Annotated in this window: 14 protein-coding genes; 4 read left to right on the top strand and 10 right to left on the bottom strand. The window is 71.9% G+C overall.

Annotated features, from left to right (window positions below):
- Positions 1-4: 4 nt before the first annotated feature.
- From QF027_RS34690 to eccB, 5 genes are all read right to left on the bottom strand, one after another.
- Positions 5-319: a hypothetical protein gene (locus QF027_RS34690; RefSeq protein WP_307079040.1), complete on the bottom strand. Its 315-nt coding sequence runs from the start codon at positions 317-319 to the stop codon at positions 5-7.
- Positions 320-324: 5 nt separating this feature from the next.
- Positions 325-1620: a type VII secretion-associated serine protease mycosin gene (gene mycP, locus QF027_RS34685; protein WP_373432449.1), complete on the bottom strand. Its 1296-nt coding sequence runs from the start codon at positions 1618-1620 to the stop codon at positions 325-327.
- Between the two features lie 133 nt (positions 1621-1753).
- A complete protein-coding gene (locus QF027_RS34680) occupies positions 1754-2047 on the bottom strand; it encodes a WXG100 family type VII secretion target (protein ID WP_057616722.1) in 294 nt (97 codons plus the stop codon).
- Between the two features lie 67 nt (positions 2048-2114).
- On the bottom strand, positions 2115-2435 hold the full coding sequence (locus QF027_RS34675; RefSeq protein ID WP_007385064.1) for a WXG100 family type VII secretion target: 321 nt from the start codon (positions 2433-2435) through the stop codon (positions 2115-2117).
- A gap of 315 nt (positions 2436-2750) precedes the next feature.
- Positions 2751-4325 carry a type VII secretion protein EccB gene (gene eccB, locus QF027_RS34670; RefSeq protein WP_306975695.1) on the bottom strand — a complete coding sequence of 525 codons (1575 nt, stop codon included), beginning with the start codon at positions 4323-4325 and terminating at the stop codon, positions 2751-2753.
- A gap of 195 nt (positions 4326-4520) precedes the next feature.
- On the opposite strand from eccB, the gene eccE reads away from it, so the two are divergent.
- The 4 genes from eccE to QF027_RS34650 all read left to right on the top strand — a co-directional run bounded on the left by eccE (position 4521) and on the right by QF027_RS34650 (position 10352).
- Positions 4521-5846 (top strand): type VII secretion protein EccE, encoded by a 1326-nt coding sequence (eccE, locus tag QF027_RS34665; RefSeq protein WP_306975697.1) that lies wholly within the window; start codon positions 4521-4523, stop codon positions 5844-5846.
- A complete protein-coding gene (locus QF027_RS34660) occupies positions 5846-6673 on the top strand; it encodes a hypothetical protein (protein WP_306975699.1) in 828 nt (275 codons plus the stop codon). The genes eccE and QF027_RS34660 overlap by 1 nt, the downstream gene beginning before the upstream one ends.
- A 137-nt stretch (positions 6674-6810) precedes the next feature.
- Positions 6811-7137: a DUF397 domain-containing protein gene (locus QF027_RS34655; RefSeq protein ID WP_266568565.1), complete on the top strand. Its 327-nt coding sequence runs from the start codon at positions 6811-6813 to the stop codon at positions 7135-7137.
- A gap of 305 nt (positions 7138-7442) precedes the next feature.
- On the top strand, positions 7443-10352 hold the full coding sequence (locus QF027_RS34650) for an SCO5717 family growth-regulating ATPase (RefSeq protein ID WP_307079036.1): 2910 nt from the start codon (positions 7443-7445) through the stop codon (positions 10350-10352).
- Positions 10353-10412: 60 nt separating this feature from the next.
- Here the strand turns inward: QF027_RS34650 and QF027_RS34645 are convergent, their stop codons facing one another.
- The 5 genes from QF027_RS34645 to QF027_RS34625 all read right to left on the bottom strand — a co-directional run bounded on the left by QF027_RS34645 (position 10413) and on the right by QF027_RS34625 (position 17323).
- A complete protein-coding gene (locus tag QF027_RS34645; RefSeq protein WP_306975703.1) occupies positions 10413-11363 on the bottom strand; it encodes a bifunctional riboflavin kinase/FAD synthetase in 951 nt (316 codons plus the stop codon).
- A gap of 124 nt (positions 11364-11487) precedes the next feature.
- Positions 11488-14838, bottom strand: a complete 3351-nt coding sequence (locus QF027_RS34640) for a trypsin-like peptidase domain-containing protein (RefSeq protein ID WP_307079034.1) — start codon at positions 14836-14838, stop codon at positions 11488-11490.
- An 800-nt stretch (positions 14839-15638) separates the two neighbouring features.
- Positions 15639-16544, bottom strand: a complete 906-nt coding sequence (gene truB, locus QF027_RS34635) for a tRNA pseudouridine(55) synthase TruB (RefSeq protein ID WP_307079032.1) — start codon at positions 16542-16544, stop codon at positions 15639-15641.
- Positions 16541-16993, bottom strand: coding sequence for a 30S ribosome-binding factor RbfA (gene rbfA, locus QF027_RS34630; protein WP_037708684.1), 453 nt, complete (start codon positions 16991-16993; stop codon positions 16541-16543). The genes truB and rbfA overlap by 4 nt, the downstream gene beginning before the upstream one ends.
- A 36-nt stretch (positions 16994-17029) precedes the next feature.
- Positions 17030-17323 carry a DUF503 domain-containing protein gene (locus QF027_RS34625; protein WP_031052658.1) on the bottom strand — a complete coding sequence of 98 codons (294 nt, stop codon included), beginning with the start codon at positions 17321-17323 and terminating at the stop codon, positions 17030-17032.
- Between the last annotated feature and the right edge of the window lie 23 nt (positions 17324-17346).

Here is a 17346-nt window from a genome sequence, read left to right as displayed (position 1 = left end):
CCTGTCACTTCCCTCGGAACGCGGAGTAATTCTCCGCCTCAGCGTCGCTGAACGCGTCATGCGTCTTCTTCGTCTTTTGCCCGAAGTCGTCCAGCAGGTCCTCGAGGTATTGGACGACACCCTCAAGGACCGTCTTCATCTGATCATGCGCTGTGTACAGCGTCTCGGCTTCCCCGAAGCCCGTTCCGAGCGCCCCCTTCGGCAGATACGTCTTGTTCTGGCAGCTCGCCTTGGACGTCGACATGTCCTTCAGGACACCGTTCAACTTCGTGATCGTGCCTTCGATCTCACTCAGATCGACCCTGTACTGCTCAGCCATAATGCTCAGCTCCCCGTTGACTCCACGTTGTTACCCACACCCTGCTTACGTCGCCAGTCGCTCAGAACCCGCCCGCCCCCGAACAGCAGCAGCACCAACGCGAACCCGGCGGCCAGGACGTACAGCGCGTAGCGTTCCGTCCGTTGTTGTTCGGACTCACCGAGGACCAGTGTCGCGGCCTGGACGTTGGCCGAGTCGCCCGCGGGGCCAGCCGAGTCCGGCTTCGGGCCGTCGGCCGAGGGCGCCGTCGTGTCGTCGTTGACCGCGGCGGCCGGGTCGATGACGCCCCAGCCCACGAAGTTGTCGCGGCCCGCCTTGGTCCGGTCCGCCGTCTGCTCGATCTGGGTGATGACCTGCTTGTAGCTCCACTCGGGGTGCTTGGCGCGGATCAGTGCCGCGACACCCGAGACGTACGGGGCCGCGAAACTCGTGCCCTGGTCGACGCAGTTGCCGCCCACCGGGACGGTCGAGACCATGTCGATGCCCGGTGCCGCGACGCCCACGAACGGGCCCGACTGAGAGAAGGGGGCACGGGCGTTGTTGCGGTCGGAAGCCGCGACCGCAAGCACGCCCGGGTACGCCGCCGGGTAGGTCTCCTTGATCTTGCCGTCCGCACCGTCGTTACCGGCCGCCGCGACGATCAGGGCGTCCTTCTCCTGGGCGAACTTGATGACCGCCCGGAAAGCCGCGTCGACCGTCGGGTCCATCTTCGAAGCGGTGTCCTGCGAGATGTTGATGACCTTGGCGCCGGCTTTGGCCGCGTACTCGATCGCCCGGATCATCGTGCCGACATTGCCGCTGCCCTGGTCGTCGTTCTGGCGGATCGGGATGATCGTCGCTTCCGGAGCGAGGCCGACGAATCCGGTGCCGTCGAGCTTCCGGGCCGCGATGATGCCCGCCACCTTGGTGCCGTGGCCCACCTTGTCGGTCCTGCCGTTGCCGCCCGGGTGCAGGAAGTCCTTGCCGTTGGCGACTGCGCCGCCCTTGAGCTGCGCGTTGACGGTGTCGACACCGGTGTCGATGACGGCGACCTTGACGTTCTTGCCCTTGGTGTCCTGCCACAGCTGGTCCAGGACGACACGCTGCAGCGACCAGGGCGTTCCCTTGATGACGTCGGACGGGAACGAGCAGCTGGTGTCGTCGACCTGGAAACGCACGTCGTCGTCGGCCAAGGTGGTCCGCACGCGCTCCGCGGCGGCAATCGGTGTGGCCCCCGCCAAGGGCAGCCCACAGGCCAGTACCGCGACGGCGGCGGTGCCTGCGGCGCTTCGACGCGCGGTGCGCGATGCCCCTGATCCCACTGTCTTACGTCCTCCCGTTTTGTTCCTGTACGGGCCGCATGGACCAGCTTTGAGCAGAAAAGTCCATACGCCCCGTGAACCGCCGATGGGGGCGAGTGCGCGACAGCGCACTCGCCCCCATCAAGCGATCACGTCAGCCGCCCCAGATCTGGGCGTTCTTCGACTCGGTCGCCTGGTAGTTCTGGGCGGCGCTGTCGAGGGCCTTGGCGATGGCCTCCAGCGTCTGCTGCATGGAGGCGGCACGCTGGTCCCACTCGGCCTGCTTGGCGCGGTAGGACTCCTGCGCCGTGCCTTCCCAGCTGGCGGAGATGCGCTTGACACCGCTCTCCAGCTCGTCAAGCTGCGTACGGATCTTGCCCGCAGTGCTGCGGACGTCCTGCGCGGCCTGGGAGATCGTGGCGAAATTTACAAGAATCTGCCCGGACATCTCTTCTATGTCTCCTCGGATGTGTGGATGGTCGGTCACGGACGTGCGCCGCGGCGCACGGGTCCGATCATCCGAAGGGGGACGAGGCCGCGATGTTCTGGATGGACGCGCGCTGCTCCTCTTCCGAAGCCGCGTAGGCCTTGGTGCTCTGGTCGATCGCTTCCTTGATGTCGTTCAAGATCTGGTTGATCTTGTTGGCATCCTGGTTCACCTGCGACTGCAGGTTGTTGTACGCGGTGGCCGCCGAGCCCTTCCAGCCGCCCGTGATCGTGTCGATCACGGTCTGCAGGCGGGAGATTTCGCCCTGGATCGAGGAGTTGACCGAGGAGATCTTGCCGCTGAACGCGACCATCTCCTCCTCGGTCATGGTGAACTGCTGTCCAGCCATGTTGTGTCCCCCATGAGACGTAGGAGTTCTGAGTAGACCCGCACGCGGCACACCGCCGCCGAGGGGCCGCAGGCGTAGCCAGTCTGGTCTGGCACCACTCTAGACGCATCCGCCGACAGAACGAACATCCGAAGAGTTCTGTAGCAAGATCGCGATGAACTCAACTCACCTTTTTCACAAGTTGTTTGCTATGCGCGCGCGACGCGCGCGGCCAACAAAGCAGCCAACGAAGGCGACCGAGGAAGACACCACGAGGACCCTCCCCCAGCCCCAACAGCCTGGAGGAGAGCCCTCGTTGCGGTGCGGACGCCTGCCCTACGACCCCTGCGCCTGCTCCGCGTTGCCACTGCTGAGCTCCGGCCCCGCCGCCAGCAGATCGGCCCACGCGGCCGGCACCGCGACCGGCTTGATCTTGCCGTAACCGAGCCTGACCTGGGCGGTGTTGGTCTGCTGCTGGGTGTTGTTGTCGGCCTTCTCGCCGCCGGTGACCGAGCTGTCGTTGCGTGCGGGGACCGAGTAGCGCAGGCCGGTGTCGGTGACGAGGAAGGTGCTGCCGCCACCGGCGTCGGCACCCGTGAGTCGCTTGAACAGGAGGCCGCTGCCGGGCGAGACGTAGGTGCTCGAACCGCTCTGGGAGACGTCCTTCGGGTAGTCCTGGCCGGTCCAGACGGTCATCTGGTCCTGGCCGGTCCGCGGGTCGTCCTTGCCGCCGTGCCAGATGCTGCACGCGACCTTGTTCCCGCCCTTCTCCCAGTGCGTGTTGGCAGGGGTCACCGGCTCCTCGGGCCAGTTCTTCTCGCTCATCCACTCGCCGCCCGACGGCTGGACGTCGTTGAACCTGACCTCCACCGGTGCCGGCTTCTGGGAGCCGTACGCGCCGTCCACCCAGGTGCTGTGCAGCCACATCTGCGCCGTGAAGTCCGACACGGCCTGGACCTTGTCCTTCAGCACGATGTACTGCTGCTTCTTGCCGCCGATGGAACCATCGGCCTCGAGGATCAGGCCCACCTTGGAGTAGTTGGGATCGAGGCCCTCGACGTGCGCCACCGATCCCACGTCCCCGCCCAGGTCGGGGAAGTCGAGGTCGCCCGCGACATGCAGCGTCTTGATGAAGTCCGCGCTGACCTTCTGCGGTGTCGCGGCTCCGAACACCGCGCGTTCCAGCGTCTGCATCGACTCCTCCCCCCGGAGCCTCCAGCCCACACCGCCCAGCAGGTAGGCCTGCCCGTCCCTGGTGACCATGTACCGCGGACCACTGGTGTCGCCGGACGCGGCGGGGCCCTCGACGTACAGGGCCTCCCGCTGGTTCAGCTCCTTCTTCCCCTTGTGCAGCAGGTCGTCGTAGTCGCCCTGGTCCAGCACGTACGTCGCGCGCACCGGTTGCCCGTCCGAGCCCGGCGCCTCGCACAGCGCCCAGACCTTGGCCTTCTCCGCGTCCGAAGCCGACGGCAACCGGTCCGGCGCGAACGGAATCCCCACGGTCGCGCCCATCGGGTACTTGCTGTTGTCGAGCACCGACTCCTTGATCTTCATGACCTGGGGGTTCTCGCCGTTCAGCAGCAGCTTGGCGGACGCCAGGTTGAGGACCGGGTGCAGGCTGAGCTTGTTCTCGCCCTTGGTCTTCACCAGTACATAGCGCGTCGTCGACTCGCTGCCGACGAGGATGTTCTTGCCCTGTTGGTCCCAGCCCTTCGGAGCGGTCGGGCTGAGCATGCCCCAGGCGCCGAATCCGATGAGGACCAGCGCCGCCACACCGAGACTCGGCAGGACGGTCTTGAGGGGCCGCGGTGCCGCCTCTTCCGAACCGTGCGGTGACGGCTGAAGAAACGCCGCCACCGTGCGCCTGCGCGCGAAGGAGTAAGCGTTCAGCTCATCCCGACGTGTCGCCATCGATGGGTCAACTCCCCGTTATTTCGCTTTGCTGCCGAATGCGGAACTCCCCAGGGCCGCCCGGTAGTCCGTGGCGTTTGCTCCTGCAGGGGCCTCTACTATGCCGTGTGACGATCGCACCGTACGGTACGGGGTACGGTGATCCGCCGCCAGCTCAAGTCGCGGCCAGACAATGCAAAGGGGTTGTACCGGGGGATGAGCACTGCGACCAGGTCCCGGCGCCGTAACGGCAGCCGTCGTACCCAGGAGAACCAGGGGCCGGGGCCGGAACCGGCACAGCCGTCCACGCGCCCGAGTCCGGCCTCGCCGTCGCTCGCCAGGCGCCCCGGCAGCATCGGCCCCATCCGCGTCCAGCACCTGGTCGGCTTCGAACTGGCCGCCGCGGTCCTGCTGATCGGCTGGCTGCTGCGCCCCATCGGTCTCACCGTCGGCATCGTGCTGGCCGTACCGCTGGTCCTGGCCGGACTGCTGCGCCGGCGTGGGCGTCCGCTGCCCGAGTGGTTCAGCACCGCCCGCGCGCTCCGCGACCGCCGCAAGCGCAACGCCGAACCCGTGCCCCCCGGCACCGACCCCGGCTTCGCCCCGGCCGTCGAGTGCGACCCGGCGCTGCGCACCTACAGCTTCCAGGATCGCGAGCAGCGTGAGGTCGGCATGCTCGGCGACGGCACCTTCCTCACCGCGCTGGTGCAGGTGCAGGCCGCCGACACCCCCCTGCGTCCGTCCTACGGCACCGGGGACATCCCCCTCGATCTGCTGCAGGGCCTGCTGGAGGTGGACGACATCCGGCTCGCCTCGGTCCAGGTCGTCCAGCACACCCAGCCCGCGCCCGCCCCGCATCTGCCTCCGCAGGCCATGGCGGTCCGCTCCTACGGGCCACTGCAGGCCCAGAGCATGACACCGGGGCTGCGCATCACCTGGGTCGCGCTCAAGTTCGACCCGGAGCTGTGCCCCGAGGCCGTGGAAGCCCGCGGTGGCGGTATGCAGGGGGCCCGGCGGGCGCTGCTGCGGGTCGCCGACCAGCTGGCCAGCCGTCTCATGGGAGTCGGCATGCAGGCCAAGGTGCTGAGCGAGTCGGACATCTGCGGCGCCATCGCGACCTCCAGCTGCGTCAACCCGATGGCCACGACCGGCGGTGCCGCGCTCGACGGGAGCCGCTCGGGCCGCCGTACGGCCGAGAGCACCCGTACCTGGCGCTGCGACGACCGGCTCCACACCACGTACTGGATCTCCCGGTGGCCGCAGTTCGGCGGCAGCGGTCCGGCGTTCCCCCGGCTGATCGGCGCGCTGACTTCCGCGCCCACGCTGGCCAGCACCTTCTCGCTCACCATCAGCAGGCGCCGGGGCAAGGTCCTCGCCCTGTCCGGGCACGTGCGTCTGACCGGCCGCGGTGAGAACGAACTGGGCGAGGCGGCCCAGCACCTGGAGCGGGCCGCGTCCGCGTTCAAGGTCGGTCTGGTCCGGCTCGACCGTGAGCAGCTGCCCGGAGTTCTGGCCACCCTGCCGCTGGGAGGTACCCGCTGATGTCCGCTCCCACCGTCCGTTCCTCAGGGCGCTCCGGCTTCGGATCGTCGACTCCGGGCTTTCCCGGACAGCGTCCCGGGCATCTGCCCCGCTCCCCCGAGCCCGCCCGGCTCGGTCCCGAGCGGCGTCTGCGCGAGGCCTTCGGTCTGCTCGGCCCCCGGCGTGAGCGTCACCTCGTCGACGCCGACGTCCTGGCGCAGCTGACGCTGCCCGTCGGTGACGACGGTCTGATCCTCGGTATCGACCCCGACAACCAGCCCGCGGTGCTGGGACTGTGCCGCCCCACCCGCCTGGACATGGTGCTGGTGGGCGGTACCTGGCTGGCCCAGGTCATCGCCCTGCGGGCGGCGGCGATCGGCGCGCGCGTGGCCGTGGAGACGGCACGTCCGCAGCTGTGGGCGCCGATGGCGCAGGCCGCCGGCGGCGGCCAGCAGTGCGTGACGGTGCACCAGGTGGGCCGGATCGCCCCGCAGGGCCCGTCCCCGGCCAGCCCGGTGCTCATCATCCGCGACCTGGGCATCCGCCCGCCGCGCAGCCGTCTCACCACGGCGCCCTGGCAGTCGGTGCTGACCCTGCTCCCCTACCTCGGCCCGACTGCCCCGCGGCTGCTGGCCAACGCGGATGTCGTCGGCGTACAGCGGATCTCGCCGCAGGAGTCCCAAGTGGTCGGCAGGTCCATGCGGTTGCCCCAGGGTGATGCCGCGTCCCTGCCGTCCCTCTCCGACAACGTCGCCCTGTGGTGCACACAGAAGCACCGGCAGTACGTGATGACCCAGCCCACCGACGCGGAGACCGGTCTCCTCGGGGCGCCCCGCCGGATGGACTGACGGGCGGGCTCGTGACGCGGCCAAGGTGTCGGCCCCTCACACGAGTTCGTAACCGAACCGTTGCGCCGTGTGAGAGGGCCCAGGCCAAGTAGGGTGCTCGTGCACGAGGTTCGCTCATGAGAAAGGGCCCGCCGACCATGACCGACGCGGACGACATCGCCGCAAAGACACCGGACGAGGACGTCAAGGCGCGAAAGGCGAGGGAACGGGACGAGCTGTACGGCCTGGACATCTCCGGCGTCGAGTGGCACAGCGCGCCCGGCACCGAGGAGCACGAGGAGCGCGTCGAGATCGCCTACCTCCCCGAGGGCGCGGTGGCCATGCGGTCCTCCCTGGACCCGGACACCGTGCTGCGGTACACGGAGGCGGAGTGGCGGGCCTTCGTACTCGGCGCACGCGACGGCGAGTTCGACCTGGAGGCCGCACAGCACCAGGGCGGGCTCACCGCGGAGCAGGCGGAGTAGGCAGCACGGCCCGGCCCCGGCCGGGACAGAGCCAACCGCGCCGGGCTTCAAGAGACGGACAACCGTCACAAGACCGACATCGAGGCAGGCACCGGCCCGTTGGGCGCGAGCGCACAGCGGACGGGCCTGCCCCGCCGACGCCGGTGGCGTTTACGCTTGATGCGGGTGCGACGTAAGAACCCACGGCTGGGTTGTTCGCGTCCAGGGGACTTCAGACGGATCGGACACCAGGAACGGTCGCCCCCAGCCCGGCACATGAGTGCCCACACGGCACGAGGGTGCCCGACCCCACAGCAGGAGGAATTGTGCAGAGCGATCGGGACGGGCTGCGCGCGGGCTGGACCACGCCCAGCGACGACCAGTCCGACGCGGAGTCCGCCACCGAGATGACGGGCGAGTTCACCATCGACTACGCCGCGCCTGCCTGGTATACGCAGAGCGCGGCGCCCGAGGCCGAGGCGGAACCTCCCGCGCCCGCCGCTGCCCCCACCGCGCCTGCACCGCACCCCGGTTACCCCGACACGTCCGGTTCCGCACCGTCGGCTCCCGTTCCCGGCCCGCAGTTCGACCCGTCCGCGGGTCCGGCCGGCGCGACGCCACCGCCTCCGCCGCCGTGGGCGGGGAACCCCGGCGCGGCCCCCCAGCCCCCGCAGAGCGGCTACGGCTACCCTCAGCCGCCCGCACCCCCGAACCCCCAGAGCGGTTACGGCTACCCGCAACCGCCCGCACCCCCGAACCCCCAGAGCGGCTACGGCTACCCGCAACCGCCCGCACCTCCTACGGCACCCACCGCGGCGCCGGTGGCTCCCGCACCCCCCGCGGCCCCGGTGACCCCCGCACCTCCCGCGCCCCCCGTGGCTCCCGCACCCTCTGCAGCCCCCGGCTCCCCCGCCGCAGACGGCGGTGCGGCTTCCGCCGGAGGTGAAGCGGAAGGCCGTATCGACGCGTCCTCCGCCACGGCGACCAGCGCCCCGCAGCCCCCCGCAGCCCCGTCGCCGGAGGCACCCGCCGCGCCCACCGCCCCCGAGCCACCGGCCCCCGCCGAAGCCCCGCAGGGGTCCGCGGAGGCGGACGCCGAGGCACCGGCGGCCCCGTCCCCGAGCGAGGCCGGATCCACATCCGCCTCCGACGACGAGAAGGGAACCGACGAGGGCACAGCCGCCCCCCAGGCGCCCACCGCCGGAGCCTCGGCACCGGAGGCTCCTGAGGCACCGGAAGGCCCGGAAACCAACACGCCGCCGGCCTCCGCCCCGGGCGGTGACGCCGAGCCGCAGGCAGCCGCGCCCGACGCTCCGACCACGCAGACCACCGCACCGGACCAGCCCCAGGCTCCGCCGGCCGCCGCACCCGAGCAGCCCGACGCCCCGCAGGAAGGCTGGCGTCCCCCGCCGGCACCCCAGGGCGCCGTCCCGCCCCTCCCGCCCCAGTTCGCGTCGGCGGCCCCCGGTGCGGCACCGACGTCGGCCCCGGAGTGGACCACGGGTGGACAGCCCGGTGCCCCGCTCCCGCCCGCGCAGCCGACGGCCGCACCCCAGCCCCAGGCGCCGCAACCGGCACCCGGGGGCTGGCCGGCCACTCCGCCGCAGCCCGAGGGCCAGCCGGCACAGGGCGGCTACGGCTACCCACAGCCGCCCGCTTCCCCGAACCCGCAGAATCCGCAACACCCGCAGAGCGGCTACGGCTTCCCCCAGCCCCCTGCGCCCCAGCCCGGCCAGGGCGGCTACGGCTACCCTCAGCAGCCCGCGCCCCCGAACCCCCAGAGCGGCTACGGCTTCCCGCAACCGCCCGCACCCCAGCCCGACCAGAGCGGTTACGGCTACCCCCAGCAGCACCCCGCACAGCCCGGCCAGCCGGGTCAGCCCGTGCCGCCGCCCCCGGCACAGCCGCAGGCCCAGCCGGGGCAGCCGCAGTTCCCGGGACAGCAGCCGCCGCAGGCACCCCAGCCCGGCCCCTACGCGGGCGCTCCGGGCCAGCCCGGCGTGGACCCCCGTACCGGTGGAGCCTGGCCCGCGGCCGTCCAGCACGACCAGCGGCAGCAGGTCGCCGGCGCGGGCGCGCCGCTCGGCTACAACGCCGCGGTCGAGCTGACCTCGGACCGGCTGGTCAACAGCAAGAAGCAGAAGGCCAAGAGCAGCCGTCCCACTCCTGGTGGCTCGAAGTTCAAGCTCGGCGGCAAGAAGGAGGAGCAGGAGAGGCAGCGCAAGCTCGACCTCATCCGCACCCCGGTGCTGTCCTGCTACCGGATCGCGGTGATCAGCCTCAAGGGCGGCGTGGGCAAGACCACCACGACCACCGCCCTCGGCTCCACCCTCGCCACCGAACGGCAGGACAAGATCCTCGCCATCGACGCCAACCCGGACGCCGGCACCCTCGGCCGCCGGGTGCGGCGCGAGACCGGCGCCACCATCCGCGACCTGGTCCAGGCGATCCCGTACCTCAACTCGTACATGGACATCCGCCGGTTCACGTCCCAGGCGGCCTCGGGCCTCGAGATCATCGCCAACGACGTCGACCCGGCCGTGTCCACGACGTTCAACGACGAGGACTACCGGCGCGCGATCGACGTGCTGGGCCGCCAGTACCCGATCATCCTCACGGACTCGGGCACGGGTCTGCTCTACAGCGCCATGCGAGGGGTCCTGGACCTCGCCGACCAGCTGATCATCATCTCGACCCCGTCGGTGGACGGCGCGAGCAGCGCCAGTACGACGCTGGACTGGCTGTCGGCGCACGGGTACGCGTCCCTGGTCTCGCGGTCCATCACCGTGATCTCGGGTGTGCGCGAGACCGGCAAGATGATCAAGGTGGAGGACATCGTCACCCACTTCGAGCAGCGCTGCCGGGGCGTGATCGTCGTACCGTTCGACGAGCACCTGGCGGCCGGTGCCGAGGTCGACCTCGACATGATGCGGCCGAAGGTCCGGGAGGCGTACTTCGACCTCGCCGCGATGGTGGCCGAGGACTTCGTGCGGGCCCAGCAGGAGCAGGGCCTGTGGACGGGGCAGGGCGGCCACCAGCCGCCGACCATGGCTCCTCCGATGCCGGGCCAGCAGCAGCAACCCCCCGCCGGACAGCCGCAGCAGCCCCAGCCGCCGTTCCAGGGCTTCCCCGGCGCACAGCCCGGCCAGCCCTGGCAGACCGGCCAGCCGGGTCAGCCGCAGCCCGGGTTCCCGCAGCCGCCGTACGACCCGAACGCGGGTCAGCCGCCGCAGTAGCCGAAGGAAGAGGGCCGGCACCTTGAAGGTGCCGGCCCTCTTCCTTTGTCCCTACGACCTTCAGCCGCCGGCGCCCTCGGTCAGCTCACGGCACCGCTGCACATCGACGGCCATCGCCTTGAGCAGCGCGTCCAGCGACTCGAACTTCTGCTGTCCGCGCACATAGGCGAGGAAGTCCACCGCCACGTGCAGGCCGTACAGGTCGAGCCCGACGCGGTCGATCGCGTACGCCTCCACCGTGCGCTCGGTGCCGTCGAACTGCGGGTTGGTGCCGACGGAGATCGCGGCCGGCATCGCCTCGCCCTGGGCGTGCAGCCAGCCGGCGTAGACGCCGTCGGCGGGGATGGCGGTGTGCGGGAGGGTCTCGACGTTGGCGGTCGGGAAGCCGAGCTCGCGCCCTCGCTGGGCGCCGCGGACGACCACGCCCTCCACCCGGTGCGGGCGGCCCAGGATCTCGCCGGCGCCCTCCACGTCACCTTCGGCGACCAGACGCCGGGTCAGGGTGGAGGAGAAGGGCTCGCCGCCGCCCGCCGTGCCCGACACGTACAGGTCGACGATCTCGACCTCGAAGTCGTAGGTCTTGCCCTGCTCGGCGAGGAAGTCGCAGTTGCCCGCGGCCTTGTGGCCGAAACGGAAGTTGGGGCCCTCGACGACCGCCTTGGCGTGCAGCTTGTCGACCAGGACCTTGGCGACGAAGTCGGCGGGCGAGAGCTTCGAGAACTCCGTGGTGAAGGGGAGGATCAGGAGCGCGTCCACGCCCAGCTCGGCCATGAGCTCGGCGCGGCGGTGGTGCGGGGCCAGCAGCGGCGGGTGGCTGCCGGGGCGGACGACCTCACTGGGATGCGGGTCGAAGGTGACGACGACCGAGGGGACGCCCAGCTCGCGCGCCCGGTCCACGGCATGCCGGATGATCAGCTGGTGCCCGCGGTGGACCCCGTCGTAGGAACCGATGGTGACGACGCTGCGCCCCCAGTCCTCGGGGATGTCCTCCAAGCCACGCCAGCGCTGCACTGTGACCGCTCCTCGTCGAACCCGTGTCCGTATTGACTCTTGCGACTTACGCAGGTCTAAGGGTGCCATGCCGCGTGCCCGTCGCTCGCATCGGCATGGGGGCTGTGACCCGACGCACGCGAAGTCAGGCGGGAACCGGTGCACCCGCCAGGTTCTCGATCATCCGCCGGGTGCTGGGGCCGACCACCCCCGCCCACTCCTGCGGGGCGTCGGCGAGCCAGCCGGCCACCAGCGCGGCGAACCCGGGCACGTGCCGGCCGAGGTCGACGAGAGCGCGGTCGAAACTGATCGCACCCAGGGGGGTACGGACGAGGAGGAGGCCCGTGCGCCGGACGAGGTCGCGGACGCCGTCCCCGCCGCGCGCGGCGGCCGCGGGCAACAGGGCGACCAGGACCGCGGGCTCCCGTTCGTGGTCCAGGAGGAAATCGAGGAGTTCCTGGCGCAGCGGGCGCGAGGCGGGGGTGCCTGGGCCGACGAGCACGGCCGCCAGCGCGGCCCGCACCCTTTCCGGGGCGCCTTCGAGCAGTCCGGTGACCAGCGGGAGGAGCACGGCCCGGGCGGCCGGGCCCTGGTCGAGGCGCCGGTCGACGTACGCGGCCACGTCCCCGGCGGTCTCCGGGCGCCGCTGCACCGCCTCCCGCACCAGCACGGCCACCCGACGGGCCAGGGCGGGCGTGGTGACGTCGGCGAGCGTGCGCAGCGCCTCCCCGCCACCCGGTCTGCGCAGCCGCTCCCGGAAGGCTTCCAGGACCGGATCGGGGTCGGTGGCGAGTGCGGGGACCAGCGCGCCGGGCGGGAATTGCGGGTCGCCGGCCGTGAAGTGCCCGAGTGCCTGCGGGAGATGCCGGGCACGCGTGCGCGGGTCGCGCACCAGCAGGGCGAGCGCGCCGCCGTGCAGGGTGCGGTCCTCGGGGCGGGCGAGCAGCGCGAGGGCGGCGTAGCGCAGGAGTTCGCGGTCGGCCTCGGTGCGTACGTGCGGGGCGGCCCGCAGTCCGTACGCCACCGCCGCCACCCGCCGTGCCGGCCGCTCGTCGTGCGCCCACCGGTCCACGGCCCGGCACACCGCCGACGGCTCGTCCTCGGCCAGCACGGCGAGCAGTTCATCGGCCCGCCGGTGCGCACAGCCGACGAGCACCTCGGTGAGGTCGTCCAGGGCCCGGGTCCGGTGCGTGTGCAGCAGCGCCTGCGCGGCCTTCGCCACGGTCGCGTGCGGGGTCGCGGGCAGCGGCCGCTCGTCGTCGAACCAGCGGGTGAGATGCGGCTGTACGGCGGTGGGGTCCGTGGCCAGCAGCTCTGCCACGGCGTCCAGGAACCGGGGGCCGGGCTCGTGCGGGGGCCCGTCGGCGAGGACGAGGCGGCGCAGCAGGTCGATGCGGGCGCCGTGCGGGAGCGGGAGGGCGGTCCAGAAGGCGGGCCCGAACGCGGGCGGGACCGCTTCCTCCTGGCGGCGCCGGTCCACCAGGCGGTCGGTGAGCCGCCGCAGGACATCGGTGTACGGCGTCGCGTCGGGCACCCGCAGCAGGGTCTCGGTGAGAAGGTGGGCCGCCCACCAGGAGTGCGGGTCGGCGTCGAGGGCGCCGAGCAACTCCTCCAGTCGGTACGCCAGTTGCGGTGCGCCGTGCTGGCGGGCGACGAGGAGCAGCGCCTGGACGACGGGGCCGATGCGGTGGTGCGGGACGGGGAGGGGGTGTTCCCGTCCGGTGCTGTGGTGGACCAGGGCGCGCAGGGCCTCGTCCAGGTCGAGGTGGGTGCCCTGGATCCAGTCGGCGAGTTCCTCGTGGGCGAAGCGGTAGCCGCTGCCGGCGGGGAGGAGGAGGCCCTCGGTGAGGACGGCGGAGGCCCAGCCGGTGCCGCCGAGCCGCTTCGGCGCCGGACCCCAGGGGAACACCGCCTCGAACGACTCCCGGTCCAGCTCCCCGTGCCCCGGACCGAGGCTGCGGCGGGCGGCCTCGTGGACCTGGCCGGAGACCTTCGCGGCGAGCCTGCGGACGGCGGTGCCGCGCAGGCCGCTCGCCGTGGCCAGCCGTACCGCGATGCGCAGGCACATCAGGTCGAGGTACGCCGAGAAGACCTCGTCGCGGCCCACGGGGGCGTGAGGGGGGTCCGGGAGAGCCGCGCGGACCTCGGAGAGGAGCCGGAGGGTGAGGGGGTGGCGGTCGTCGGGGGCGGTGAGGACGCCTTCGGGGAGGGCGTGGCGGGCCCGGGCGCGGCGGGCCTCCTCGTCGGTGAGGTCGGCGAGGCGTACGCAGGGCGGAAGGTGCCCCTCCGGGTTGCCGTACAGCAGTTCCTCCGGGAAGTCCGCGCCCTCCCAGTACTCCTCCCGGCACGCCACCACCAGCCGCGCCCCCGTCCTGGCCAGCCACTTCGCCGTGCCCTCCGTCCACTCGGCGAGGCGGTGGGCCAGGACCGGGGGCATCTCCTCGGGGCCGTCGAGGAGGAGGAACAGGGGGCGGCCTGCGATGCCGGAGAGGCGGGCCAGGCGTTCGGGGGTGAGGTCGCCCAGGTCGGCGGGGACGATGTCCGTGGAGGTCGCCACGATCCGGGCGGCCCTGGTGAGCGCTCGGCTTGCCGCGTCGGCCACCGAGGCGTCGGTGTCCTCGAGGTCGGCGCCGCGCAGCCAGAGGGTGGGGGCCGGGGCGGGGCTCCGGTGGCGGCGGGCGGCGAGGGCCGCGAGTTGTGTCGTACGGCCGCTGCCGGGCGGTCCGACGAGGCCGAGGACGCCGGCCGAGCCCGCGGTGAAGGCGGCGAACTCCCTTGTGACCGCTGCCCGTTCGACCGGCTCGGTCGCCTCTTCCCGGCCCACGTGACCGGCGAGCGTGCCCGGCGGGCCGTCCTGGGCCACCGAGGTGGCCGTCAGTTCCAGCACGCCGGCGAGGTTGAGGTCGGCGCCGTACGCCGGGACCGTCGCCGCGTTCTCCGCGAGCAGGTCGGCGAGGGGGCCGGTCCGGACGGAGCGGAGCGGGACCGCGTATCCGCTGTCGCGGTGGCCGCACTGCAGGGCGGTGCCGAGGACGGCGACCACCGCGCCGGTCTCGGCGTCGAGCACGGGGCCTCCGGCGGCCCCGCCACCCAGCCGCAGGGCGTCCCGTCCCGCGGTGCCGATCGCCAACTCCAGGACGTCTTCGAGGAGATGGAAGCGGTCGGTGGCGGTGTAGGTCACGGAGGCCGGGCCGAGCACACGGGCCTCGCGCCAGCAGCCGGCCGGGAGCCGGACGTAGGTGCCGGTCTCGACGGTGTCGCGCACGGACACCGGCAACGGGTCCACGCCGAGTCCTTCGGCGCGGACGAGCGCCAGATCCAGCTCGGGCAGCGCGGTCACGGCATCGGCGGACACCACGCGACTGCGGTCACCGCCGACGTGCAGCACGAGCCGGGCCAGCCCGTCGACGGCCTCATGGCTGGTGACGACGGTGCCACGGTGATCGGCCACGAACCCGAGCCCTCGGGGCCGACCGGCCAGATCAAGGATCCGCACGAGTCCCTCGTCCCGCCCGGCCCCGGGAACCAGCCCGCGTTGCCGCCCCCGCGCATGCCGCGACCGCTCCTCGCACCCGCTCCGGCCGGGCCGTTCGGTATCGCCGGTCTCGCGACGGCCACCCCGATCGGACCGTACGGCCTTACCGACCTCCCGGTCACCCGGCCGGACCCGCCAGATCTCCTGATCCGTCCCGCGGTCATCGCGCCCGCCGGAACCTGCCGCCGGGTCGCTCTGCCGGAACCGTGGGTTCTCCTCGCGGGCCGCGCGGTCACCCCACCGGACCCGCGGACCCGTCTCACGCGGCTCCCGGCCCGCAGACCCCGTAGGCAGGCCCGTCTCACGCGACTTCCGACCCTCGGACTCCGCAGGCCAAGCCACATCCCGCGACTCCCGACCCCCAGACCCCGCAGACCGACCCGGCTCCCCCGCGATCCCTTCCCCCCGCCCCAGCGTCTCCGCGCCGGTGCCGGAGGCGAGAGGCGCCGTTGCGTCGGCGGAGTCATCTCCTGCCGCCATGGCCGTACCTCCCCGCCGTACGCACGTTCCTGTTGTCGACGGTAGGCGTGCGGTGATCGGCGGCACAGATCGTGTGGTGAACGCGCCCCCTTCCACTCCCCCGGTTCACTCCGAGCGCCTGCCCGCGCGGGTGAATGGAAGCGGGCGGGCGGATACACCCTAGGGGTGGGGGAACCGAGGGGGGACCGTGGAGCGGCGGCACAACCCCGTGACCGCCGCTCCACGGCCAAGCAGCCTCGGTGCTCCCCCGGAGGGGGCCCCAACGCCCCGTCAGACCAGGCCTAACCGAAGACGGCCAGACTCTTCGCCTTGCCCTTCTGTTCCTCGACCAGTGCCAGGAAGCGGCCCTCGGGGTCGAAGACGGCCACCGTTCCGGCGCCCGTGTACTCGTCGGGCATGTCGAGCCGTACGCCGTTGGTGAGCAGCTTGGCCCGGCGGCCGTCGACGTCCCAGCGGGGGAACGCGGCTGTCGCGGCCTCGGCGATCGGCATCACCGTCAGCTCCTGCTGGAGCTGGTCGAGGGTCCTGGCCGAGTCCAGCTTGTAGGGGCCCACACGCGTGCGGCGCAGAGCCGTCAGGTGGCCGCCGACGCCCAGGTCTGCGCCCAGGTCGCGGGCCAGGGCCCGGATGTAGGTGCCGGAGGAGCAGACCACGGAGACCACCAGGTCGAGGACCGGGGTGCCGTCCCCGGCGACCGCGTCCCGGACGTCGTGGACCGCGAAGGACGAGATGGTGACGGGGCGAGCGGGGATCTCGAAGTCCTCGCCCTCACGCGCCCGTTTGTACGAGCGCACGCCGTCGATCTTGATGGCGCTGACCTTGGACGGCACCTGCATGATGTCGCCGCTCAGCTTGGCGATCCCGGCGTCGACGGCCTCTCGGGTGACCTTCGAGGCGTCTGCCGACCCCGTGATCTCGCCCTCCGCGTCGTCGGTCAGTGTCGTCTGGCCGAGCCGGATCGTGCCCAGGTACTCCTTCTCGGTCAGCGCGAGGTGCCCGAGGAGCTTGGTGGCCTTCTCGACACCGAGGACCAGCACGCCCGTCGCCATGGGGTCGAGGGTGCCGGCGTGTCCGACGCGGCGGGTCCTGGCGATCCCGCGCATCTTGGCGACCACGTCGTGCGAAGTGAAGCCCGACGGCTTGTCGACGATGACAAGGCCGTCGGGCGGCGGGTTCTTCTGGGTCATTCGGCGGCGTCGTCCGTCTCGTCCTCGTCGCCCGGCTTCCGGTACGGGTCCGCGTCACCGGCGTAGGCGGCACCCGCCGACACCTCGCGCACCTTCTCGTCGGACTGTCGGGCCTTGTCGAGGAGGTCGTCGATGGTCTTGGCGGTGTCGGGCAGCGCGTCCGCGACGAAGGTCAGCGTCGGCGTGAACTTCACACCCGCCGCCGCCCCCACGGCGGACCGGAGCACGCCCTTGGCGCTCTCCAGTCCGGCGGCCGCGGCCGCCCGCTCCTCGTCGTCCCCGTACACGGTGTAGAAGACGGTCGCCTCCCGCAGGTCACCCGTGACCCGGGTGTCCGTGATGGTGACATTCGAGCCGAGCCGCGGGTCCTTGATCCCGCGCAGCAGCTTCTGGGCCACCACCTCTCGGATGAGGTCCGCCAGCCTCTTGGCGCGCGCGTTGTCGGCCACTGGTCCGTCTCCTTAGTAACTGTCTTGCTGCTTGCTTCAGTCTTCGTCGCTGTGGAGCCTGCGTCGAACCGAGAGCAGTTCCACCTCGGGCCGCGCGGCGACCAGCCGCTCGCAGCGGTCCAGCACGTCGGTGAGGTGTCCTGTGTCCCCGGAGACCACCGCGAGCCCGATCTCGGCCCTGCGGTGGAGGTTCTGATTGCCCGTCTCCGCCGCGCTCACCGCGTACTTGCGCTGGAGCTCGGCCACGATCGGACGGACGAGAGAGCGTTTCTCCTTCAGCGAGTGGACGTCACCGAGGAGCAGGTCGAAGGACAGAGTCCCCACATACATGTGTGTATCCGGATGTCCCGCCG

Origin of the sequence: Streptomyces canus, from assembly GCF_030816965.1 — a bacterium.
GTDB lineage: Bacteria > Actinomycetota > Actinomycetes > Streptomycetales > Streptomycetaceae > Streptomyces > Streptomyces canus_E.
The sequence above is the reverse complement of the archived record's forward strand: the minus strand, read 5'-3'. Positions and strand labels throughout refer to the sequence as shown.

Excerpts from the sequence above, each read along its gene's own strand:
- QF027_RS34680 (WP_057616722.1), bottom strand. The coding sequence starts at position 2,047 with ATGTCCGGGCAGATTCTTGTAAATTTCGCCACGATCTCCCAGGCCGCG.
- QF027_RS34625 (WP_031052658.1), bottom strand. The coding sequence starts at position 17,323 with ATGTATGTGGGGACTCTGTCCTTCGACCTGCTCCTCGGTGACGTCCAC.
- QF027_RS34675 (WP_007385064.1), bottom strand. The coding sequence starts at position 2,435 with ATGGCTGGACAGCAGTTCACCATGACCGAGGAGGAGATGGTCGCGTTC.
- QF027_RS34660 (WP_306975699.1), top strand. The coding sequence starts at position 5,846 with ATGTCCGCTCCCACCGTCCGTTCCTCAGGGCGCTCCGGCTTCGGATCG.
- eccE (WP_306975697.1), top strand. The coding sequence starts at position 4,521 with ATGAGCACTGCGACCAGGTCCCGGCGCCGTAACGGCAGCCGTCGTACC.
- QF027_RS34655 (WP_266568565.1), top strand. The coding sequence starts at position 6,811 with ATGACCGACGCGGACGACATCGCCGCAAAGACACCGGACGAGGACGTC.
- eccB (WP_306975695.1), bottom strand. The coding sequence starts at position 4,325 with ATGGCGACACGTCGGGATGAGCTGAACGCTTACTCCTTCGCGCGCAGG.
- QF027_RS34690 (WP_307079040.1), bottom strand. The coding sequence starts at position 319 with ATGGCTGAGCAGTACAGGGTCGATCTGAGTGAGATCGAAGGCACGATC.
- truB (WP_307079032.1), bottom strand. The coding sequence starts at position 16,544 with ATGACCCAGAAGAACCCGCCGCCCGACGGCCTTGTCATCGTCGACAAG.